Consider the following 23,530-nt stretch of genomic DNA (forward strand, 5'->3'; position numbering starts at 1 on the left):
AAGCAGCTATATTTTTATATTTGTTGTCTCAATTTTGAGCAATTATTTTTTAAGAAAAGCACCATTTACATGTTGACCCAATCTCATTTAGAGCAATTAGCCGGCGAACTCGAAGGCACACTTTTATACGATGATCTTCATAAAACACTTTATTCGACAGACGCATCAGTGTATCGGATTCGGCCAAATGCGGTGGCTTTGCCTAAATCGACAGCAGATATCAGTAAATTAATTCGTTTTGCGGCACAGCACAATATTTCGATTACACCAAGAACGGCCGGAACTTCACTTGCCGGACAAGCAGTTGGCGACGGACTTGTGATTGATGTTTCGAAACATTTTACCAAAATATTAGGTTACGATGCCGAGAAAAAAACGGTTACGGTTCAGCCCGGCGTTATTCGCGATGAACTGAATTTATTTTTAAAACCGCACGGCGTATTTTTCGCACCAATTACATCAACTTCAAATCGTGCGATGATTGGCGGAATGGTGGGAAATAATTCATCTGGAACCACTTCGATTCGGTATGGTGTTACGCGTGATAAAATTGCTGAGGTAAAAGCGATTTTAAGCGATGGAACAGAAGTGGCTTTTGGCGAATTGACTTCGGCAGAATTTATCGAGAAAACCAAAGGTGATTCTTTAGAAAATAAAATTTATAAAAGTGTTTACGACGAACTTTCGGTAAAAGCAATTCAGGAAGAAATTATAAAGGAGTTTCCGAAACCTGAAATTCACAGACGAAATACTGGTTATGCTGTTGATATTCTGTTACGATCAGAATTATTTGGCGGAACAGAACCAACAATAAATCTAGGGAAATTACTTTGCGGAAGCGAAGGAACTTTAGCCTTTACAACCGAAATTACTTTAAAAGTAGACGATTTGCCTCCAGCACATAATATTATGGTGGTGGCGCATTATCATACGATTCAAGAATCTTTAGAATCTGTTGTCGTGGCAATGAAACATCATTTGTATACGTGCGAAATGATTGACGATACGATTTTAGATTGTACCAAAACGAATCGTGAACATATTAAAAATAGGTTTTTCTTAGTTGGTGAACCAAAAGCGATTATGCTTTTTGAAGTAGCATCCCATACTTTAGAAGATTCAGAAAATCAGGCAAACGCTTTAATTGCTGATTTAGAGAAAAACAATTTTGGTTACGCACTCGTAAAAATTTACGGAGCCGATATTGATAAAGCAAACGAACTTAGAAAAGCCGGACTTGGACTTTTAGGAAGTATTGTAGGCGACAATAAAGCAGCAGATTCTATTGAAGATACAGCGGTAGAATTAAGTGATTTACCAGCTTATATTGCAGAATTTTCGGCAATGATGTTAAGTCACGGTCAGGAAGCGATTTACTACGCGCATGCGGGAGCGGGAGAATTGCATTTGCGTCCGGTTTTGAATTTGAAGAAAACATCAGATTTAAAATTATTCAGAACCATTGCTACGGAAGTGGCGCATTTGGTAAAAAAATACAGAGGTTCGTTAAGCGGTGAACACGGCGACGGAATCGTGCGCGGCGAGTTTATTCCGTTTATGATTGGCGATAAGAATTACGAATTACTGAAAAGAATTAAATTAGCGTTTGACCCGAATTCGGTTTTAAATATCGGTAAGATTGTCAACGCTTTGAAAATGGACGAAAACCATCGTGTAATTTCGGGCAGAGTAGAACCGGATATTAAAACGTTTCAGGATTTCTCAGACAGTTTAGGGATTTTGCGCGCTGCGGAAAAATGTAACGGTTCTGGCGATTGTAGAAAAATGTCATCGGCGGGAGGAGCGATGTGTCCGAGTTATCGTGCGACACGAAACGAGAAAGAAACGACTCGTGCGAGAGCAAATGCGTTACGTGAATATTTGACGTATTCTGAAAAAGAAAACAAATTTGATCAGAAAGAATTATACGAAGTTTTTGAGTTGTGTGTAAGCTGTAAAGCCTGCGCCAGTGAATGTCCGAGTAATGTTGACGTTGCGACTCTAAAAGCGGAATTTTTATACCAATATCAAAAAGCAAACGGATTTTCGACCCGAAGTAAAATTTTTGCCAACAACGCAAAATTGAATAAAATGGGAAGTTTGTTTCCGTCGATTACGAATTTTATTTCGAATCAGTCGCTTGTTAAAAAGTCAATGGGAATTGCGCCCGAAAGACAAGTTCCGCTTTTGGCGAAAAAGACTTTCAGAAAATGGTATGAAAATAATAAACCTAAAAGCACAGATTTTCCGAATGGACAATTGTATTTGTTTGTTGATGAATTTACCAACTATTATGACGTAAATATCGGAATCGATGCTTTTGAATTATTGACGAAATTAGGTTATGAAGTTTTAATCGTAAATCACGAAGAAAGCGGAAGAACCTATCTTTCAAAAGGATTTTTGGAAGAAGCTAAAAAGATTACCGATATTAATGTCAATATATTCAAAGATTTGATTTCAAGCAATGCGCCGTTAATTGGAATTGAACCTTCGGCGATTTTGACTTTTAGAGATGAATATTTACGATTGGCATCGGATAAAGAAAGCGCTGAGAAGATTTCGCAAAATGCCTTTACAATCGAAGAATTCTTTAAAAAAGAAATCATTGACGGAAAAATAACGCCGGATTCTTTCTCTGAAGAACCGAAAGAAATTAAAATTCACGGACATTGCCATCAAAAGTCATTAAGTTCTGTTGAAGCGACTTTCGCCATGCTGAACCTTCCTAAAAATAATACGGTTACGATTTACAATTCGGGCTGCTGCGGAATGGCGGGTTCTTTTGGTTATGAAAAAGAACATTATAAAGTAAGCATGCAAATGGGAGAGGACACGCTTTTTCCAAAAGTACGAAACACTGCCGAAAACGTAAAAATCGCTGCTGCTGGAACGAGTTGCCGTCATCAAATTTATGATGGAACAAAACGTGAGGCAGAGCATCCGGTTAGTATTTTGAGGAATTGTTTGCGTTAAGAAATGGCACGCGGATGATACGGATTCACTTCGTGAAAACGCGGATGAACACGGATTTTTTGTTTTATCTTAAGTTTTGCCACAGATTAAAAGGATTAAAAAGATTTTTTCACGCAGATTTGGCGGATTGAGCAGATTTAATTTAAAATTTTTAATCTGTGAAAATCCTTTAATCTGTGGCAGAAAAAAACTTTGTGACTTGGCGCCTTCGTGGCAAAAAAAAACTTCAGTAAAAACAAAATCGTTTTATATATTTGAAATAAGGATAATTTTTGCATTATTTGCAAAATAAAACCATAACAACTGAATTAAATTAATTTATAATACAAAACATATATGGCATTTTCAAGTTTATTCCGAAAGAAAACAGTACAGGATATTCTGAAGCAAGTTGCTCAGAATGAATCAGATGGTCATAATGCGCTTGGAAAACATTTGACTACCAAAGATTTAACTGCTTTTGGAATAGCGGCTATTGTTGGAGCGGGAATTTTTAGTACAATTGGAAAAGCCAGCGCAGACGGCGGACCAGCTGTTATTTTCTTGTTCTTATTTACTGCTTTAGCTTGTAGTTTTGCTGCTTTTGCTTACGCCGAATTTGCTTCGATGGTTCCGGTTTCAGGAAGTGCTTATACCTATTCTTATGTAGCTTTTGGAGAAATTATTGCCTGGATTATTGGCTGGGCATTAATTATGGAATATGCCGTAGGAAATATAACAGTCGCCATATCGTGGAGTGATTATTTTACCGGACTGCTCCAGAGTGGGGGAATTCATTTACCACAATGGATTCAAATGGATTATTTAACCGCTTCAAACGGATTTAAAGATGCCGAAGCTTTAATAAGTGCCGGAAAATCTCCTGAAAATTTAAGTATAGCTCTACAACAGGCAAGAGAGGCTTGGATGACAGCACCAACAATTGGATCTTTCCATTTCGTTACCGATATACCTGCATTATTCATTATTATTTTAATTACAGCTTTGGTTTACAGAGGAATGAAAGAATCTCGTAACGCAAGTAACTTAATGGTTGTGGTAAAACTTTGTGTGGTTCTTTTAGTAATTGCTGTTGGTGTATTTTATGTAGATACAGCAAACTGGGATCCGTTTGCTCCAAATGGAGTTAGTGGAGTTTTAAAAGGAGTTTCTGCCGTTTTCTTTGCTTATATTGGTTTTGACGCTATTTCGACAACTGCCGAAGAATGTAAAAATCCGCAGCGCGATTTACCACGCGGAATGATGTGGGCAATTATCATCTGTACGATTTTATATATTGCTATTGCCTTGGTTTTAACCGGAATGGTAAAATATCACGAATTAAATGTTGGAGATCCTCTTGCATTTGTTTTCGATAAATTAGACTTAAAATGGATGTCGGGAATTATTGCCGTAAGTGCAGTAGTAGCGATGGCGAGCGTTTTATTGGTTTTTCAAATGGGACAGCCTCGTATCTGGATGAGTATGAGCCGTGACGGTTTATTGCCAAAGAAGTTTTCTACCGTTCACCCAAGATTTAAAACACCATCTTTCGCTACAATTGTTACAGGTTTTGTAGTAGCGATTCCGGCTTTATTTTTGAATTTGACAATGGTAACTGATTTATGCAGTATCGGAACTTTATTTGCTTTTGTATTGGTTTGTGCGGGAGTTTTAGTATTGCAAAACAAACCTGAAATTCCAAGAGGAAAATTTAAAACGCCTTATGTGAATTCCAAATATATTTTACCGATTTTAATGATTGCGGGATTGTATTACGCTTTTGCTTTCAATAATAAAGCGACAATGGCTTTTATTAATAATGAGCCACAGATTTATGATGCTACTTCAATCGTAACTTCTTTAGATAAATCAGAATCTGAAAAAGTTTTCAAATATTTAGAAAGCATCGAAGTAAACAATAAAACTGCCGAAACTTCAGATTTAGAACATTTATTAGGACAATATCAAGACGACGAAGTAAAATATGCTGAGGTTGTAAAAGGTTTACCAATTGCAGATTCTGCTAAATATGAATCAGGATTTAGTTTATTCAAACACAAAATTCCAATGTGGATATTCTTATTCGTTTTGGTTGGATTAGCTGTTTGGGCTTTCAGAAGAAACTTGTCTTTAATTCCACTTTTAGGATTAATCTGCTGTCTATACATGATGGCCGAATTAAGCGTTTGGAACTGGATTTACTTTACAATTTGGTTGTTAATTGGACTATTTATTTACTTTACTTACAGTAGAAAAAATAGTAAACTTAATGTAGTGAAGATATAAGTTAAGAGTTATAAATTATAAATGAAAAGCCGTTTTTAAAATTATTTAAAAACGGCTTTTTTGAGTTTTTTTGTCATTTCGACGAAGGAGAAATCTCCGCAAGTAACTCCCTAACGAGAATCCAATCTTTGTAGAGCTTCTCGCGGAGATTTCTCCTTCGTCGAAATGACAAACAAGAGTTGTTAAACCTGTAAAACCCGTTGGCTAGACAATTCTAAAATCCCAAGCTCAACCATACATTGCTTCATCATTTCGTAAGTACGATCAATATCATTATCTAAACCAATAGAAAAACGAATCAAACCATCTGTTAGTCCCATTTCGTATTGTTCTTCTAACGGAATTTCACTAGAAGTTGAAGTTCCCGGCGCGCTGAATAAAGTTTTATAAAAACCTAAACTTACCGCCAAATAGCCCAAATTTCTGGCTTGCATCAATTCCATTAATTCATTCGCTTTCTCCAAAGTACCAACATCAATTGTCATCATTCCCCCAAAACCATATTCCGGATTAATCATAGTTTTGTACAATTCATGACTCGGGTGACTTTTTAATCCCGGATAAACCGTTTTTAAACCATCTTTTTCAAATTGATCCGCTAGAAAATGCGCGTTATGACTGTGTTGTTTAATTCTAATATGAAGTGTACGAAGATTTTTCATCACACTTGCCGAACGTAAACTATCCATTGTAGGTCCCAAAAGCATACTTGCGCCAGAGTTTACATTTTTCAAAGCATTAATAAACTCTTTCGAAGCACAAGTTACGCCGCCAACCGTATCGCTGCTTCCGTTAATATATTTCGTCAAACTATGAATCACAATATCGGCACCCAATTTAGCAGGAGAAACAGATAAAGGTGAAAATGTATTATCGACAACTAATTTCAAATTATGTCTTTTAGCAATTTTAGCCAAACCAGCAATATCAGCAACTTCTAATAACGGATTACTAACTGTTTCGCAATACAAAACTTTTGTATTTGGCGTAATTGCAGCTTCTACAACATCTAGTTTGGTAATGTCCACAAAGCTCGTTTCAATCCCGAATCTTGGTGTAAAGTTTTTCAGGAAAGCGTAAGTTCCGCCATAAATAGTTCGGCTTGAAACAATGTGATCGCCCGCACCGCAAAGCTGTAATAGAGTAGGCGTAATCGCTCCCATTCCCGAAGCCGAAACATTTGCTGTTTCTGTTCCTTCCATTGCTGCCAAAGCCTGATCCAAATACAAATTACTTGGCGATGAATGGCGGGAATACAAATAACAGCCTTCCATATTTCCCTCGAAAGTATCAAACATAGTTTTCGCCGAAAGAAAAGTATAAGTCGAAGAATCAGAAATCGACGGATTCACACCGCCAAATTCACCAAAGTACTGCAAATCCTGAATTTTGTCTGCTGGGTTAAAGTTTTTCATATAGTTAGTTTTTGTTTGTTTTGTTTAAAGTTTCATGTTTCAAGTTCCAACAACCTGAAACTTGAAACCTGAAACATTTTTTTTAGGAGCTATTCCAGCTTTACGTTTCAAGTCCTCGTAAAAAAGTCAAAGTTTCTAATGTTCTAAAAAGAGCTTCCGTTGGTCGCTTTTTTAAAACAAGAAACTTATGCCTTTTTTCCTCCGGGCTTTCCACTTCAATCTGGGCTAGGACTCTCGTTTTCAAAAGAAATTCTATTCAAAGTAAATCGTAATTAGAAAATTAATCAAGTATGTGGTAATTAATTAGATTTTAAATCTATTAAAATGTATTTGTTATGATTTTTAATCTAAATTTGATATAAAAAGCGTAATCCATTAGATTTTCTTTCTTTTTAAAACAAGCAATAAATATTAATCAGAGGATGAGATTGCTTCGTTCCTCGCAATGACATAAACATGACTTTAGACGAAATCGATAAAAAACTTCTGGTTTTACTTCAAACCGACAGCAAAAAAACGAACAAAGAATTATCCTTAAAGCTTAATCTTTCGGTAACTGCGGTTTATGAAAGAATCAAAAAATTAGAAAGAGAAGGCATAATTAAAAACTATGCAGCTTTAGTCGATAAATCTAAAATTGATAAAGGATTTGTGGTTTTCTGCCATTTAAAATTAATTCAACACACTAAAGAATTTCTAACCAAATTCGAAAGCGAAGTGATCAAACTAAATGAGGTTTTAGAATGCCATCACGTAAGCGGTGATTACGATTATATTCTGAAAGTCTTAGTAAAAGATATGGAAGCTTATAGAGAGTTTTTAGTAACGAAACTCACAAGTTTGCAGCATATTGGAAGTACACAAAGTATGTTTATGATTAGTGAAGTGAAAAACTCGACAGTGATTTCTTTTTAAGAGGCACAAAGGTTCAGAGTGACAAAGGTTCAAAGGTTTTTTGTAAAGACGCACAGCAGTGCGTCTAACGCCTAGTTTGTCATTTCGACTGAAAGGAGAAATCGCACACGAAACTCCGCAAAGCATATTTCCAATCTTTGTCGACTCGCTAGTGCGATTTCTCCTTTCAGTCGAAATGACAACTTTGTAAAAAAACTTTGTGCCTCTGCGTCTTTGCGAGATTAAAAAAAAGCAAAAAACTTTGTGTCTTTGAGCCTTTGTGGCAGAAAACCCCAACCCAAAATTTCACGCAAAAAACATTGAAAATTAAACTTCAAACAGAACTTTATTCCTTAATTTTGTAACCGCTAAAATAAAAACAAATACTATGAGTTCATTTGACGTAGTCATTATAGGTTCAGGTCCTGGCGGATATGTATCAGCAATTCGTTGCGCACAATTAGGTTTCAAAACTGCAATTGTAGAAAAATACACTTCATTAGGCGGAACTTGCCTTAACGTAGGTTGTATTCCTTCAAAAGCATTATTATCTTCTTCTCATCATTATGCTGAAATTGCACATTTCGCAGATCATGGAATCGAGGTTTCTGGTGATGTAAAAATCAATTTAGAGAAAATGATCGCACGCAAACAAGCCGTTGTAGATCAAACCGTAGGTGGAATCAACTACTTAATGGAAAAAAATAAAATTACCGTTTTCAATGGTTTAGGTTCTTTTGTTGACGCAACACACATCGCAGTTGCAAAAGCAGACGGAACATCAGAAACTATTGAAGCAAAATATACTGTAATTGCTACAGGATCAAAACCATCTTCTTTACCATTCATCAAAATTGATAAAGAAAGAATCATCACTTCTACTGAAGCTTTAGCTTTAAAAGAAGTTCCAAAACACCTAGTAATTATTGGTGGAGGAGTTATCGGAATCGAGCTTGGACAAGTTTACCTTCGTTTAGGAGCTCAGGTTTCTGTAGTGGAATTTATGGACAGAATCATTCCAGGAATGGACGGAGCTCTTTCTAAAGAATTGACTAAAGTATTGAAGAAACAAGGAATGAAATTCTACGTTTCTCACAAAGTAAAATCAGTTGAAAGAAACGGCGACGCTGTTACCGTTCAGGCTGAAAATGCAAAAGGAGAAACAATTACCCTTGAAGGAGATTATTCATTAGTTTCTGTTGGTCGTCGTCCTTACACAGACGGATTAAACACTGACAAAGCCGGAGTTAAAATTTCAGACAGAGGACAAGTTGAAGTAAACGATCATTTACAAACTAATGTTCCAAATATTTATGCAATTGGTGATGTTGTTCGTGGAGCAATGTTGGCACACAAAGCGGAAGAGGAAGGAACAATGGTTGCTGAAATCTTAGCAGGTCAAAAACCACATATCGATTATAACTTAATTCCTGGTGTAGTTTACACTTGGCCAGAGGTTGCTGCAGTTGGACAAACTGAAGAGCAATTGAAAGCTGCAGGAGTGGCGTACAAATCTGGAAGTTTCCCTTTCAAAGCGTTAGGACGTGCAAGAGCAAGTGCTGACTTAGACGGATTTGTAAAAATCCTTGCTGACGAAAAAACAGATGAGGTTTTGGGAGTTCACATGATTGGAGCGCGTACAGCTGATTTAATTGCTGAAGCGGTTACTGCAATGGAATTTAAAGCTTCTGCTGAAGACATTTCAAGAATGAGCCACGCGCATCCAACTTTCGCGGAAGCGGTAAAAGAAGCAGCATTGGCAGCTACTGAAAATAGAGCTATACACGTATAATTTTTTACGTAAATCATATTTTAAACCCGTCTCGTTTTTTAACGAGACGGGTTTTTATTTGGGTTTAAATTTTAGCCTGAAAAAATATAAACTTCAAGAAAAATTTTGTAAATTAGATGTGTAGTTCAGATGGTATCTTTATGATAATAAAAAGATTACATCATGAAAAACAAATATATTGCTCCGGTACTATTAGGAGCAGGAATTGCATTCGTTCTTTATTCTTGTGGTTCAACTATTCCTAAAAAAGCGGCTGCTGTTACCAATTTTGATAAGGCAAAGTATTTAGGGAAATGGTTTGAAATTGCACGATTAGATTACAAATGGGAAAGAAACTTAGATAATGTTACCGCCGAATATTCTCTTAACGATAACGGTACCATTAGAGTCGATAATAAGGGCTATGATGTCAAAAAAGACAGATGGGAAGAGAGCATCGGGAAAGCCAAGTTTGTCAAAAAAGACAATGTTGGTATGCTCAAGGTCTCATTTTTTGGTCCTTTTTATTCAGGGTATAATGTTATTGCGGTAGACAGCGATTACAAATATGCACTTGTTGCGGGCGAAAGCCTAAAATACATGTGGATACTTTCCAGAGAAACTACAATGCCAGAAAGCATTAAAGCAGATTTTTTAATCAAAGCTCAGGAAATAGGATATAACATATCAGACTTGGTTTGGGTAAACCACGATAAATCAAATTAAATAAAAACCCCGGCATTTTTAAATGTCGGGGTTTATTTGTTTTATACTTTACAAAATCAAGGTGTAAATACAGTTTTATAATTATCCCAATATCTGTAAATCAAAAATAAATTAGCCAGAAAAAGCAAGGCAGCAATTGGCAGCCCTTCAGGAGCTAAAAAATAATTGATAAATAAGATGTTGATCGTAATTGGTAAAATCAAAATATTTGCCAAGGTCACAAAACGACCTGTTACAAATGAAAGACCACAAAGCAATTCAACTGTTTTTGCAAGGGGAAGCAAATAAGTTGAAGCAACTAAACCCATATTAAAAGCCTTAAAATTTCCTGTTGTTTCTGGTTCCGGTGCAAGTTTAAAAAAGAACGAAATAGAAGCAAACAGCAAAAGAAGGCCGATTAAAACGCGGACAATAATAGTAGCAATTTTCATAATACTTAGAATTTGAATAGGTTAAAAATGATATAATTAGTGTGCTGATAATTCAAATCAATATTCTTCAAATAAAACGCTGAAATCTATTTTAAGCTTTGTTTTATTGAGAATTTAACAATCAATAATATTCTATTTTGGGATTAGTTTAATGCTATATCAAATATAACGAATTTTTTATTATGAAATTGTTGTTTTATTAACACTTTTCTTATTTTTTATAATATTTTTTGTAAAGAAAGAATCCGCTGATTATCAGTAATATAATTGGCCAAAGATTAACAAAGAAAACTAGTATTGCCTGTAAAATATACCATCCGCTTTTTAAAGCATCAATAATTTGAATACCTAAATTAGGCTTATAAGCAGCACTATCTTTTTCACCCGCCATTATTTCTTGTTTGATGGTTTCGTTTTGATAAAGCTGTAAAGTAATCGTGCTGAAATTAATTTGATCCTGCATCGATAAATTCTCAATAATTCGATTATCATTTTCTTCTTTTTGATTGGCCAGCGCGTTTTCAGCATCTATTACATCGTTTATTTTTTTGCCTTTAGAATCAATTGCTTTTTCAACTCTTTTTTCGTTTACAACGCCTCTTTTTTGCGAAAGCTGATTGGCAAGTAATTTTATAGAAACATCATCGGCCTTTATGATTCTGTAGTCTAAAAAGTCAATTTGTTTGGCAATGGTCTTAATAATAGTATCAAGCTTTGTATTAGGAACGCGAATGGTAATATTATTTTCTACAGAATATTTAGTGGTTTCAAGTGTACTGTCCTGACTGATTTTAGTTTTAATCTGATCGTGAATGTTGCTTTGTAAATTGGTATAAGTAACAAAACCACCAAATTTTTGAACAGCATTATCAATTGCATAAGTAGATTTGACGACGTTTTTAACTTTGAATTTAATATCAGCAGTTCTAATAAATTTCTGTTTGCTGTCTTTTTGTTCGACGGCATCAGAAGATGAAATTGCAGTAGTATCTGCGGCCATTTTAGCATCTGCCAATTCCCCAGAATCGTAATCTGCTTTTTTGCAGGAAAATAATAAAGTAATAATAGTTAAGGCGGTCAAACCTAATTTTGCAGTTGTTTTCATAAAGGTTTAAAAATTTGATTAATAAATAAAATAATTGGCTGATATTAATTCGGTTGATTTGTTAAAAACGTTTGAGAATTAATATAAAAGCGATGTACTAAAATGTGTGCCAATAATTTTTATGGAATCTTTTATCGAAGGTCTTTTTTTGTTGTAATTTTGAAATTTAAAAATCCATTCATTTTTGAGAGTTTCTATTACCAAGCCTATTTCAAACCCAGAGCAGTTTAAACAACAGCTTTTAACCTGGGCACAGCAATTTCGTGAAGTCATTTTTTTAGACAGTAATTCTTATCCGCAGCAATATTCAAGTTTTGATTGTCTATTGGCTGTCGATGCTTTTACATCATTAAAAACTGATTTTCACAACGCTTTTGATGACTTAAAACAATACCAGCAGACTACAAAAGACTGGTTGTTTGGCTATTTATCTTATGATTTAAAAAATGATATTGAAGACTTAAAATCAAATAATTTTGACGGGTTAGAATTTCCGGATTTGTTCTTTTTTCAACCAAAAAAAATATTTGTATTGAAAGGAAATCAGCTTGAAATTCAATATTTGCTGCTTTGTGATGATGAGGTCGAAGATGATTTTAATGAGATTACAACTAGCTATTTCAAGCCGTTTGTCACACTGAGTGATCCCGAGGCTTCGGGAGAAGTAAAGCAGCGTATTTCAAAAGAATTATATGTAGAAAAAGTAACTAAAATGCTTGAGCATATTCATAAAGGCGATATGTATGAAGCAAACTTTTGTATGGAATTTTTTGCCGAAAATGTTGTAATTAATCCGTTAGAAAAATTTGAGAAACTGAATGAAATTTCACAAGCACCATTTTCAGTTTTCTTCAAAAATCACAAACAATATTTACTTTCTGCTTCGCCAGAACGTTATTTGAAAAAAGTGGGAGATAAAATTATTTCTCAGCCTATAAAAGGAACTTCAAAACGATTTTCAGATTCGGCAGAAGATCAAAAATCAAAAGAATTCCTTGAATCTGACGCAAAAGAACGCGCCGAAAATATCATGATTACAGATTTGGTCCGCAATGATTTATCCCATACGGCACAAAAAGGTTCTGTTGAAGTTGAAGAGCTTTGCAAAATATATTCTTTCCTGCAGGTACATCAAATGATTTCGACCGTAACATCAAAATTAGATCCTCAATATTCTCCGTTAGATGTTTTGAAAACAACTTTCCCAATGGGAAGTATGACGGGAGCGCCAAAGATTTCGGTTATGAAAATCATCGAAAATCTGGAAGAAACCAAACGCGGACTTTACAGTGGTGCCGTTGGTTATTTCACACCCGAAGGTGATTTTGATTTCAATGTTGTTATTCGTAGTATTTTATACAATCAGGAAAAACAATACGCCTCATTTTCAGTAGGAAGCGCCATAACATCCCTTTCAATTCCCGAAAAAGAATACGAAGAATGCCTGCTAAAAGCTAAAGCAATGCACGAAGTTTTGCGGTAAAGTTGGTTTGTCACGAATTGCACGAATTTCCACTAATTTTTTTCTTCAATTTGTGAAAAATATAGCCACAGATTTAAAGAATTAAAAAGATTTTTTTGTTTCACGCAGATTTTGCAGATTTAATTTAACATTTAGAAATAAATAAAATCTGTGTAAATCTTTTTAATCTGTGGCAAAAAAATAATTCGTGGAAATTCGTGTAATTCGTGGCAAACAAAAAAATCACTGCTTAACATTTCATTTAAAAATAGATAAAATTTAATTTGTTACTTTTATCAAATGCTTTCAAAATTCCAAAACCATATCAAATCCAGATTTCCATTTTTAGCCGGGAAAAAGCTCTTTCTCGCTGTCAGCGGGGGCTTAGACAGTATGGTTTTATTGCATTTACTAAAACAATTGCCACATAAAATTGCCGTTTTACATTGCAATTTCCAGCTTCGCGGCTTGGAAAGTTTCGGCGATCAGAATTTTATTCAGGAATATTGCGATCAAAATAACATTCCCGTTTTTATAACACAGTTTGATACCGAAGCATTTGCAAAAGATTATAAACTTTCGACTCAGGTTGCGGCGCGAGAACTTCGCTACAGTTGGTTTTATGAACTTTTGGAAGAAAAAAACTTCGATTATATCTTAACTGCGCATCATGCCGATGATAATCTGGAAACCTTTATTATTAATTTAACCCGCGGAACAGGATTAGAAGGATTAACCGGAATTCCGGAACAAAACGATAAAATAATACGTCCGTTGCTGCCATTTTCAAGAGAAGAAATTCTGAAATACGCCGAAGAAAACAATATTGAATGGAGGGAAGACAGCAGTAATGCTTCTAATAAATATTTACGAAATAAAATTCGTCACGATTTAGTTCCCATTCTTAAAGAAATCAATCCCAATTTTTTAAACGCATTTCAAAAAACACAATCGTATTTGCAGGAATCGCAGATTATGGTTGAAGATGCGTCAATTATGATTTATCAGCAAGTTGCAAAAGAAGCTGGCGACGATATTCATTTCGATTTGAATCAATTGAAAAAACTTCCCAATTATAAATCGTATTTATACCAATGGCTGAATGAATTTGGTTTTTCGGCCTGGAATGATATTTACGATTTAGTTGAAGGGCAATCGGGAAAACAAGTTCTTTCTGGAGAATTTCGATTATTGAAAAACAGAGAAACTTTGATTTTAAGTCCGGTTTCAGAAATATCAGAAAAAGAAGAATTTGAAATTGCTGCAAACGATACAGAAGTTAATTTTCCCTTAAAATTGAAGCTTTGTCAGGTAGACGACATTACAATAGATTCAAATAAAGCTATCTTTGTGGACGCCGAAAAAATCCGGTTTCCTTTGATTTTACGTAGATGGAATGAGGGAGATGTTTTTCAGCCTTTTGGAATGCATGGAAAGTCTAAAAAAGTAAGCAAACTTTTTAAAGACGAAAAATTATCGCTGATCGAAAAGGAAAAAACATGGATTTTAGCATCTGATAATCAGATAGTCTGGGTTATTGGAATCAGGCAGGATGAACGTTTTAAAATAAAAAACACCACAAATAAAATACTTAAAATAGAATTGCAATAATGAACTTTAATCAAAACCATAAAATGATACTTTCTAGGAGTATCTGGAATAAAATCACTGTCTTTTTTCTGTTTTTCTTTTTTGCTTTGGCAAGTAATGCCCAAATTTTAGAGCCGGTAAAATGGACTTCTAAAATCGAAAAAAAAGGAAATAATGCTGTTTTAATTTTCGACGGAACGATTGAAAAAGACTGGCATATGTATTCGCAATTTACTCCGGAAGGCGGACCGCTTGCATTAGAAATCGCTTTTAAAAACCAAAAAGGAAATTACGAGTTAGTAGGAAAAGCAAAAGAAGGTAAAACCAGAACTGCTTTTAATGACGTTTTTGGTGTAAATGAAACTTTTTTTGAAAGAAAAGCGCATATTGAACAAGAAATTAAAATCATCAACCCAAATTTAAAAACGGTTGATGTTGATTTTGATTTTCAGGTTTGTAAAGAAGTTTGTATCAATTCAAATAAGAAATTTTCTATTGCAGTTCCTTCAACCTTTAAAATGGATGAAGTTCCAGTTATAGCGCCAGCGCAATTAGACGAAACTAAAAGAGCTGGTTTAGCAATAGATACGGTTGAAAAAGCTCCTGCTTCTGAGATAAAGCAAGTAATAGAAACAGATAAAAAATTAGCTCAGGCTAAAGAAGAAATTCCTGCTCCGGCACCAGCCAGAAGTTTATGGTCCATCTTTTTTATTGCATTTTTATCAGGATTTGCAGCCTTGTTAACACCTTGCGTTTTCCCAATGATTCCTATGACGGTAAGTTTCTTTACCAAACAAAGTAAAAGCAGAGCAAAAGGAATTAGAAATGCGATTATTTACGGACTTTCTATTATTGCTATTTATGTAATTTTAGGTCTTATTGTTACTAAAATATTTGGTGCCGATGCTTTAAATGCTTTGTCTACAGATGTTTGGTTTAACTTGATTTTCTTCGTGATCTTAATCATTTTTGCTACTTCATTTTTGGGAGCTTTCGAAATTATGCTTCCAAATTCATGGGCAAATAAAGCAGATCAGCAAGCCGATAAAGGCGGAATAGTTGGAATATTGTTCATGGCTTTGGCTTTGGCAATTGTATCATTTTCATGTACAGGGCCAATTGTTGGAACTTTATTGGTCGAGGCAGCTTCAAACGGGGGAATTGCTCCGGTTGTTGGAATGTTAGGATTTTCATCAGCATTAGCCTTACCATTTATGTTGTTTGCTATGTTCCCGGGCTGGTTAAATTCATTACCAAAATCTGGCGGATGGTTAAACACCGTAAAAGTGGTTTTAGGATTTTTAGAATTGGCTTTAGCATTTAAATTTTTATCAAATGCCGATTTAGTTTTACAATTGCATTTCTTAGAAAGAGAAGTTTTCATTGCCATTTGGATCGCTATTTTCGCTGCATTGACTTTATATTTATTCGGAAAAATCACCTTGCCTCACGATAGTCCGCTACAGCATATTTCTGTTGGAAGATTGTATTTAGGATTACTTACTTTAGTATTTACAATGTATTTAATTCCGGGACTTTGGGGAGCGCCATTGAAGTTAATCAGTGCATTTCCGCCGCCGCCGCAATACAGCGAAAGTCCGTTTGGAGTAGGAGGATCTGGTAACTCAGGTTTGAGTACCGATGTAAAAGGACTTCCTGAAGGTGCAGAATTAGGGCCACACGGCATTATGGTTTTCCACGACTACGAAGATGGATTAGCGTATGCAAAAGAAATCCATAAGCCAATTATGCTTGATTTTACGGGTTATGCTTGCGTAAACTGCAGAAAAATGGAAAACAACGTTTGGTCTGAACCAACGATTTTACCAATCCTGAAAAATGATGTTGTTTTGATTTCTCTTTATGTTGATGATAAACGCGAATTGCCAAAAGAGGAACAATTTGTAACCGCTGCCGGAGACAAAATCATTACAGTTGGCGATAAATGGACAGATTTTATGATCTCAAAATATAAAACCAATACACAGCCTTTATATGTTATTACTGACTTAGAAGGAAATAATTTACATACTTCTAAACCAACAATTAGCTATGTAAGTGCAGATGAATATTTAAATTGGTTAAAAGAGGGAATTGCTAACTTTAAATAAGTTATGAATTAAGAGATATCCTAATTCTTAATCTGTCTAAAGATTTAAAATCTTAGCACCTTAAGAAATATAGCCCGCGGTTTCAACCGCGGGAACACAATCAATATCAAATCTCGATTCTATGCGTCCCACGGTTGAAACCGGGGGCTATGTTTTAAGAAGTTTATGTTTTAGATCTGTTTTTAATCTAAAATCTACACTCTAAAATCTAAAATATAAAAGGTTAATTCAAACAAAAAAGCACTCTAAATAATATAGAGTGCTTTTTTTATCAGCAAGTAGTATATAAAAATTATTTTCTATAAGAATTCTCCGTGTTGAGAGATATCTAAACCTAATTCTTCTTTTTCTTCAGTAACTCTTAGAGGAGTAATTTTATTTACAATGAAGAACAAAATATAAGAACCTACAAAAGCGAAGATTGAAACGATAACTAAAGCAGTTAACTGGTTGATGAACAAAGTTGGAGTTCCAAAGATCAAACCTTGGTTATCACCAACAACAGGGTTAATAGCTTTTGAAGCGAAAACACCAGTTAATAACATACCTACCATACCACCAACACCGTGACAAGCAAATACATCAAGAGCATCGTCGATTTTTCCTTTAGGGAATTTGCTTACTACAAGGTTACTTACAATTGCAGCAAATAAACCAATGAAGATTGCGTGAGAAATACTAACGAAACCAGCAGCAGGAGTAATAGCAACAAGACCTACAACAGCTCCAATACAAGCTCCAAGTGCAGATAATTTGTGTCCTAAAATTTTATCAAGGAAAACCCAAGCCATTGCAGCAGCGGCAGCAGCAACAGTAGTTGTTCCTAAAGCCTGTACAGCTAAACCATTTGATCCTAATGCAGATCCTGCATTGAAACCAAACCATCCAAACCACAATAAACCTGTTCCTAATAATACATAAGTAATTCTCGCAGGATTAACTTTTTGAATTTTTCTTTTTCCTAAAAAGATAGCTCCGGCTAATGCAGCCCAACCAGCGCTCATGTGTACTACAGTTCCACCAGCGAAGTCAAGAACTCCCATTTTAAAGAAAACTCCATCAGGATGCCAAGTCATGTGAGCTAAAGGAGCATATATAACGATTATGAATAAAACCATGAATAACAAATAAGCCCAGAAACGTACACGTTCTGCAAAAGCACCTGTAATTAACGCAGGAGTAATGATGGCAAATTTGGCCTGAAATAATGCGAATAACATAAACGGAATCGTTGGTGCAAGACTCCATGCAGTGTTTGTTCCAACACCTTCAAAGAATAAATTAGAAGATGGATTTCCGATGATTCCTCCAATTGTAGGACCAAAAGCCAATCCAAAAGCAACAACAACCCATAAAATTGTAACAATTACCATTGCCATAAAACTTTGAAGCATAGTACTGATAACGTTTTTCTTACCTACCATACCTCCGTAGAAAAATCCTAATCCTGGAGTCATTAACAATACAAAAGCAGTTGCAACGATCATCCAAGCCGTATCTCCCGTATCAAACTTTACAGCTTCTGCCGGAATTGGGTTATCGGCGATGATGAAATTCGATATAAAGGTTAGTACCAAAATAGTGATAAGAATCACACTTAAAATAATTTTTCGCATAGTTATTTAGTTTTAAAATTTTTGATAAAAGTATAAAATGATTTAATACCCCCTAATAAAATAGAGTCTAATGTTTAATTTTTGTTAATTTTTAAATTTAACCCCTTCAATTTTGAATGTATTTGTTAAAACAGACTTAAAATTTACATTTTAGCAGCGTTTTTTTTTACTTAGTTATCAAATCGAATATTTTTCCTATTTTTTTAATACACTTTTTTGAGTTAAACTTGTTGTTTGTTATCTAAAAACATCTAATTAGATTTATTGTTGAATTATATTTAATGTTTTTAACACTTTTTGTAATTAAAATTTAAGAATGAAAAATCAGAAAATAAAGTGGGGAATAATTGGTCTGGGAAACATTGCACATCAATTTGCAGCAGATTTATTATTGGTTGAAGATGCAGAATTGCTTGCTGTTGCTTCACGGGATATTTTGAAAGCAGAAGAATTTGGAGCAAAATTCAATGCTATGAGAATGTATAATTCTTATGATTTACTTTTTGAGGACAAAGAAATTGATATTGTATATATCGCAACACCTCACGATTCGCACGCTGAATTATCTATAAAAGCACTTGAAAGTGGTAAACATGTTTTATGCGAAAAACCAATTGCACTTTCGTATAAAGATGCCGAACGTATGATCGAGGCTTCTAAAAAACATAATAAGTTTTTTATGGAAGCTTTTTGGACACGATTTATTCCGGCGGTTCAGGATGTTTTGGCAAAAGTTGAAAGTGGAATTATAGGCGAAGCAAATTACATAAAAGCAGATTTTGCCTTTATAGGAAATGATATAGAAGGAAGCAGGCTTTTTGATAAAAACCGAGGCGGCGGCGCATTATTTGATATTGGCGTTTATCCATTATTTCTCTCCTATATAGTATTCGGAATTCCGAAAGAGATAATTGCAAAAGCGGTTTATCATAAAAACGGAATTGATTTACAGACTTCCATGATATTACAATATGAGAGTGCACAATCTATTTTACATTCTTCTATAGTTTCAGAATCTGATATGAAAGCTTTAATTAGCGGAACAAAAGGCCGAATCGAATTAAATTCGCCGTGGTTTATGGCTGATGGATATTCTGTTTTTAAAGAGGAAGAAGAATCTATTTATAATTTGCCAACTTTAGGAAAAGGATATGCACATGAAATAATTGAGTGCAATAATTGTGTTAGAAATAATCAAATTGAAAGTAAACTTTGGTCACATCAGAATAGTTTGGATTTGAGTAAGATTGTTGAGGAGATTAAAACGCAGATTAGACTTCCATTTTAAAATTCTTTATTTGTAATAAAATATTTACATTTTAATATTTTTTTCATTAGTTTTAAAAACAATTAATGAAAGGAATATTATGTTAGTAAAAGTTTACGGAAGTGCCGTTTTTGGAGTTGAAGCAACAACGATTACGATCGAGGTTCATATGGATAAAGGAATTGGTTATCATTTAGTTGGTCTTCCGGATAATGCCATAAAAGAAAGCAGTTACCGAATCGCGGCAGCCCTCAAAAATAATAATTTAAGTTTTCCCGGGAAAAAAATCACGATAAATATGGCGCCCGCCGACCTTCGAAAAGAAGGTTCTGCTTATGATTTGCCTCTTGCAATGGGAATTTTAGTGGGTTCAGATCAGATAAAAGCACCGGAAATTGAACAATATGTTATTATGGGTGAACTTTCTCTTGACGGAAGTTTACAGCCTATTCGTGGCGCATTACCCATTGCCATAAAAGCAAAAGAAGAAGGTTACAAAGGTTTTTTTCTGCCTATTCAAAATGTAAAAGAAGCTGCAATTGTTGCCGGTTTAGATGTTTACGGCGTTTCGAATCTGCAAGAAGTAATTGATTTTTTCGCAGGAAAAGGAACTCTTGAACCAACCGTAATTGATACAAGAGCCGAATTTTACAAAACCCTGGATTTTCCTGAATTTGATTTCTCAGACGTTCGCGGACAGGAAAGTATAAAGCGTTGTATGGAAATTGCGGCTGCCGGAGGACATAATATTATTTTAATTGGCCCGCCCGGAGCCGGAAAAACAATGTTGGCAAAACGTGTTCCGAGTATTTTGCCTCCAATGACTTTGCGCGAAGCACTCGAAACCACTAAAATTCATAGTGTTGCAGGAAAATTAAAAGAAGTTGGGTTAATGAATCAGCGTCCGTTTAGAAGTCCGCATCATACTATTTCGAATGTGGCTTTGGTTGGTGGTGGAAGTTATCCGCAGCCTGGAGAAATCTCGATGGCGCACAACGGCGTTTTGTTTTTAGATGAATTGCCTGAATTTAAACGTGATGTTTTAGAAGTAATGCGTCAGCCGCTTGAAGATCGTGAAGTTACAATTTCGCGTGCTAAATTTACGGTAACTTATCCGTCATCATTTATGCTTGTGGCGAGTATGAATCCAAGTCCGAGTGGATTTTTTAATGATCCAAGTATGCCGAATACTTCTTCACCGCACGAAATGCAGCGTTATATGAGTAAAATTTCTGGTCCGCTTTTAGACCGAATCGATATTCATATTGAAGTTACTCCGGTTCCGTTTGATAAACTGGCAGACGACCGCAAGGCCGAAAGCAGTGTAGAAATTCGTAAGCGGGTTACAGCCGCACGCGAAATCCAGACAATACGTTTTGCAGACATAGAAAATATCCATTACAATGCTCAAATGAGCAGTAAATTAATTCGTGAGTTTTGCGCTTTAGACGAAAAATCAAAAGAGCTTTTGAAAAATGCCATGGAACGTTTAAATCTTTCTGCAAGAGCGTATGACAGAATTTTGAAAGTTGCCAGAACAATTGCTGATTTAGATAATGCTCCGGTTGTAATTTCGCAGCATATCGCCGAAGCGATTCAATATAGAAGTCTCGATCGTGAGGGATGGCTTGGATGATTTTAGATTTATGGTTTTAGATTTTAGATTGTAATACTTTGAGGTGAAAACTTTGTCAAAGTTTCAAACTTTGACAAAGTTCTGCGCAATCATGTCATTCCGAGAGAGGAATGACAAATTATACGCTTAATTTCAATTCAACGCAATAAAATCCTCAATATGTATTTCTTCCAAAAAATGAACATCATGCGAAACCACAATTAAAGTTCCTTTATACTCATTAATTGCAGCCGTCAGGATTTCGATATTCTGAATGTCAAGATTATTTGTTGGCTCATCCAGAATAATAATATCCGGTGCTTGATTATTGATTGTTAAACAACAAAGCATCAAGCGCATTTTTTCTCCTCCGCTTAAAGCGAAACAAGGTTTGTTCCAGTCATTTTGCGAAAACAGAAATTTATTCAGTTTCATTTTTATATCATGTTCCTGTAAACCAGAAATATTAAATTTCTGAGCTTGTTCGTAAACCGAAATTTCATTTTCAATAAGCGAATAATCCTGATCGATGTAAATTATTTTAAAATTAGCTTTGTAGACAGTTCCTGTTTTGGGTTGTAATTCGCCCATGATTATTTTAATCAAAGTCGTTTTTCCGGAACCATTTAAACCTTTCAAGGCAATGCGCTGTCCGCTTAGAATTTGAAAACTAAGTGGATTTTTCCATAACAATTGATCTTCATAACCATGATTAATTTCAGTCGCTTTAAAAAGTATTTTTCCTTTATGAAGATTGGTTTTGTCAAAGCCAAATTTCATTTGATCAATATCTGGTAAAGCCGAACGCAAATCTTGTAAATCTTTTGAGATTCCGCCAATTTTTTCAGCATGAACGCCTTTTGTTTTTGCTGTACTGTTTTCGGCATTGTTGCGTAAAGTATTCATCATAATTCTCGAAACTCCGGCTTTTTTCTGCTTTTTTTCACCGCGGGAATCCAGTTTGTTTTGACGTTCCAGCGTTTCACGTTCTTTTTCTTTTGCTTTGCGTAAAGCTTTTTCTTTACTCTGAATATCCTGGCTCAAAGCATTATTTTCAATCTGCTTTTGTTCGGCATAAAAATCATAATTACCGCCGTAAACCGTAATTCCATGTTTCGATAATTCGTAAACAGAATTTAGTGAATTCAATAATTTTCTATCGTGACTTACTATAATTAAAGTTGAAGAAGTGTTTTTTATAAATCCATACAATAATTCTCTTCCCGAAATATCCAAATGATTACTCGGTTCATCGAGCAAAACAAGTTCAGGTACATGAATTGAAATTCCGGCCAGGAAAACTTTTGTTTTTTGCCCGCCGCTTAATGTTTCCAATTTCTGATCTAAACTTAAATCTTGTAATTGCCAATATTGTAATGCTTCATTACAGCGATCTTCAATTGTCCAGTCGTCGTTTAAAATGTTGAGATTTTCTTCAGAAACATTTCCGTTAAGAATTTCCTGAAGCGCATTCAACTTATCTTCAACCTGCAAGGCTTGTGCAATTGTAAGATGATTAAATTGCCCAAATATCTGTGGCAAATAATAGGGTTTAGAATCACTTTTTAATAAACCGTCGGCTGGCTGTAATTCGCCCGCAATAATTTTTAATAATGTTGATTTTCCAACGCCGTTATTGCCAATTAAAGCAATCTTTTCGTGATGATTAACTGTAAAAGTAATTGTATCAAACAACAAATCTTTGTTTGAATGCAGGTATGAGATATTCTGTAAAATAACCATAATTTCTTTCTTTAAGGAATAAACAAATTAGCAAGCCGTATTGTGGCTTACCTTAAAATTGTCCGAAAGAAATTTTTATTCACATAGAGTTTGTGCGGTTTATTTAGTTTTGCAAAGATATAAAAAATATTTTTTAAGATTTGAATAGCAGATTATTCAAATTTTAAACTGGCATTTTTTGACATTAAATAGGAGGTAAGTTTTTTAATTTTTCCATTTTCCATTTCAAAAACATCACAAAAAACGGCATCCAGTTTATTTCCGTTTTTCATGTTTCCCTGAACAGCGCCTTCGGCAATTACGATATCATTTTCTTCAATTAATTTTATAATCTGAATTGTTGGACTGCCTACAAAATTGTCATTTTCAATTTCTTTATCAAATGCTTCTTTACCCACATGCTGATAAATTCCGGGCATTTCCCAAATTACATCATCGGTAAGGCAAGAAAGGATTCTTTCATGATCGCTTACCATAAAAGCAGCCATGTATTCGTTTACGGTTTGTTTATTTGGTGTCATGATTAAAATTTTAAACTAA

The 23,530-nt window shown here is 34.8% G+C and carries 16 protein-coding genes; 10 read left to right on the forward strand and 6 right to left on the reverse strand.

Going from position 1 to position 23,530, the window contains the following annotated elements:
* Nucleotides 1-69: 69 nt before the first annotated feature.
* Nucleotides 70-2,976 (forward strand): FAD-binding and (Fe-S)-binding domain-containing protein, encoded by a 2,907-nt coding sequence (locus NLJ00_RS11540; protein WP_256637280.1) that lies wholly within the window; start codon nucleotides 70-72, stop codon nucleotides 2,974-2,976.
* Nucleotides 2,977-3,312: 336 nt separating this feature from the next.
* Nucleotides 3,313-5,244, forward strand: a complete 1,932-nt coding sequence (locus tag NLJ00_RS11545) for an amino acid permease (RefSeq protein WP_256637281.1) — start codon at nucleotides 3,313-3,315, stop codon at nucleotides 5,242-5,244.
* A 182-nt stretch (nucleotides 5,245-5,426) separates the two neighbouring features.
* Here the strand turns inward: NLJ00_RS11545 and NLJ00_RS11550 are convergent, their stop codons facing one another.
* Nucleotides 5,427-6,659, reverse strand: a complete 1,233-nt coding sequence (locus tag NLJ00_RS11550; RefSeq protein ID WP_256637282.1) for an aminotransferase class I/II-fold pyridoxal phosphate-dependent enzyme — start codon at nucleotides 6,657-6,659, stop codon at nucleotides 5,427-5,429.
* A gap of 456 nt (nucleotides 6,660-7,115) precedes the next feature.
* On the opposite strand from NLJ00_RS11550, the gene NLJ00_RS11555 reads away from it, so the two are divergent.
* The 3 genes from NLJ00_RS11555 (at nucleotide 7,116) to NLJ00_RS11565 (ending at nucleotide 10,050) form a co-directional block, all read left to right on the forward strand.
* Nucleotides 7,116-7,574 carry an Lrp/AsnC family transcriptional regulator gene (locus tag NLJ00_RS11555; RefSeq protein WP_256637283.1) on the forward strand — a complete coding sequence of 153 codons (459 nt, stop codon included), beginning with the start codon at nucleotides 7,116-7,118 and terminating at the stop codon, nucleotides 7,572-7,574.
* 367 nt (nucleotides 7,575-7,941) lie between these two features.
* Nucleotides 7,942-9,345 carry a dihydrolipoyl dehydrogenase gene (gene lpdA, locus NLJ00_RS11560; protein ID WP_256637284.1) on the forward strand — a complete coding sequence of 468 codons (1,404 nt, stop codon included), beginning with the start codon at nucleotides 7,942-7,944 and terminating at the stop codon, nucleotides 9,343-9,345.
* Nucleotides 9,346-9,507: 162 nt separating this feature from the next.
* Nucleotides 9,508-10,050, forward strand: coding sequence for a lipocalin family protein (locus tag NLJ00_RS11565; RefSeq protein ID WP_053471100.1), 543 nt, complete (start codon nucleotides 9,508-9,510; stop codon nucleotides 10,048-10,050).
* A gap of 56 nt (nucleotides 10,051-10,106) precedes the next feature.
* Here the strand turns inward: NLJ00_RS11565 and NLJ00_RS11570 are convergent, their stop codons facing one another.
* Together NLJ00_RS11570 and NLJ00_RS11575 are read right to left on the reverse strand one after the other, a co-directional pair.
* A complete protein-coding gene (locus NLJ00_RS11570; RefSeq protein WP_053471099.1) occupies nucleotides 10,107-10,481 on the reverse strand; it encodes a DoxX family membrane protein in 375 nt (124 codons plus the stop codon).
* Between the two features lie 211 nt (nucleotides 10,482-10,692).
* Entirely contained in the window at nucleotides 10,693-11,586 is an 894-nt protein-coding gene (locus NLJ00_RS11575; protein ID WP_256637285.1) for a DUF4349 domain-containing protein, read from the reverse strand.
* A gap of 184 nt (nucleotides 11,587-11,770) precedes the next feature.
* Here NLJ00_RS11575 and NLJ00_RS11580 point away from each other — a divergent pair, with 184 nt between their 5' ends.
* The 3 genes from NLJ00_RS11580 (at nucleotide 11,771) to NLJ00_RS11590 (ending at nucleotide 16,749) form a co-directional block, all read left to right on the forward strand.
* Nucleotides 11,771-13,069 carry an anthranilate synthase component I family protein gene (locus NLJ00_RS11580; protein WP_256637286.1) on the forward strand — a complete coding sequence of 433 codons (1,299 nt, stop codon included), beginning with the start codon at nucleotides 11,771-11,773 and terminating at the stop codon, nucleotides 13,067-13,069.
* Between the two features lie 279 nt (nucleotides 13,070-13,348).
* Nucleotides 13,349-14,659 carry a tRNA lysidine(34) synthetase TilS gene (tilS, locus tag NLJ00_RS11585; RefSeq protein WP_256637287.1) on the forward strand — a complete coding sequence of 437 codons (1,311 nt, stop codon included), beginning with the start codon at nucleotides 13,349-13,351 and terminating at the stop codon, nucleotides 14,657-14,659.
* A gap of 23 nt (nucleotides 14,660-14,682) precedes the next feature.
* Nucleotides 14,683-16,749, forward strand: a complete 2,067-nt coding sequence (locus tag NLJ00_RS11590; RefSeq protein WP_408611640.1) for a protein-disulfide reductase DsbD family protein — start codon at nucleotides 14,683-14,685, stop codon at nucleotides 16,747-16,749.
* A gap of 299 nt (nucleotides 16,750-17,048) precedes the next feature.
* Here NLJ00_RS11590 and NLJ00_RS11595 read toward each other — a convergent pair whose 3' ends face one another.
* Nucleotides 17,049-18,365 carry an ammonium transporter gene (locus NLJ00_RS11595; RefSeq protein WP_053471095.1) on the reverse strand — a complete coding sequence of 439 codons (1,317 nt, stop codon included), beginning with the start codon at nucleotides 18,363-18,365 and terminating at the stop codon, nucleotides 17,049-17,051.
* A gap of 316 nt (nucleotides 18,366-18,681) precedes the next feature.
* Between NLJ00_RS11595 and NLJ00_RS11600 the strand changes: the two genes are divergently transcribed.
* Both NLJ00_RS11600 and NLJ00_RS11605 read left to right on the forward strand, forming a co-directional pair.
* The gene (locus tag NLJ00_RS11600; RefSeq protein ID WP_256637289.1) at nucleotides 18,682-19,653 is read left to right on the forward strand and encodes a Gfo/Idh/MocA family protein; all 972 of its coding nucleotides are present in this window, start codon (nucleotides 18,682-18,684) and stop codon (nucleotides 19,651-19,653) included.
* Nucleotides 19,654-19,732: 79 nt separating this feature from the next.
* Nucleotides 19,733-21,268, forward strand: a complete 1,536-nt coding sequence (locus tag NLJ00_RS11605; RefSeq protein WP_256637290.1) for a YifB family Mg chelatase-like AAA ATPase — start codon at nucleotides 19,733-19,735, stop codon at nucleotides 21,266-21,268.
* A 132-nt stretch (nucleotides 21,269-21,400) separates the two neighbouring features.
* Here the strand turns inward: NLJ00_RS11605 and abc-f are convergent, their stop codons facing one another.
* Together abc-f and NLJ00_RS11615 are read right to left on the reverse strand one after the other, a co-directional pair.
* Entirely contained in the window at nucleotides 21,401-22,990 is a 1,590-nt protein-coding gene (gene abc-f / locus NLJ00_RS11610) for a ribosomal protection-like ABC-F family protein (RefSeq protein ID WP_256637291.1), read from the reverse strand.
* A gap of 152 nt (nucleotides 22,991-23,142) precedes the next feature.
* Nucleotides 23,143-23,511 (reverse strand): nuclear transport factor 2 family protein, encoded by a 369-nt coding sequence (locus NLJ00_RS11615; RefSeq protein WP_256637292.1) that lies wholly within the window; start codon nucleotides 23,509-23,511, stop codon nucleotides 23,143-23,145.
* Between the last annotated feature and the right edge of the window lie 19 nt (nucleotides 23,512-23,530).

Source organism: Flavobacterium panici (assembly GCF_024499525.1).
Lineage (GTDB): Bacteria > Bacteroidota > Bacteroidia > Flavobacteriales > Flavobacteriaceae > Flavobacterium > Flavobacterium panici.